Source organism: Arthrobacter sp. Y3223164 (genome assembly GCF_059091005.1).
Map to the genome: position 1 here is coordinate 1 of NZ_JBNHGF010000928.1, position 354 is coordinate 354.

The 354-nt window shown below is 74.0% G+C and carries 1 pseudogene; it reads right to left on the reverse strand.

Annotation, left to right across the window (positions count from 1 at the left end):
- A pseudogene (locus AC5RUJ_RS18770) lies at positions 1 to 327 on the reverse strand (serine/threonine protein kinase); the annotation flags it as partial.
- Positions 328 to 354: the final 27 nt, after the last annotated feature.

Here is a 354-nt window from a genome sequence, read left to right on the forward strand (position 1 = left end):
GGCTGACGCCCGCGGAAACGGCGGCAGCGGCCCCCTGTCCCGGCGGCCGGCAGCCTTACCCGCCGCCTGCCGCCGGGTCAGCAACTGGCTGGCAACGGAAGGATGCGCCGACGCCGTCAAATCCAGTGCCTCCGGCTTTGCGGCCCGGATCGCCCGGCGGGCGAACTCCGCCGCCGAGGGGCGCTCCCCTGCACTCTCGGCCAGTCCGTCTTCCAGGAGGGCCACCAGGGGATCGGGCACCTCGGGCACCAACGCCGCCAGTGGCGGCCGCTGCGCGGTGGCACCGGGCACCCGGCCGGTGAGCGCGAACCAGCCGATGGCTGCCAACGCATAATTATCCGCCTCGGGATCCAG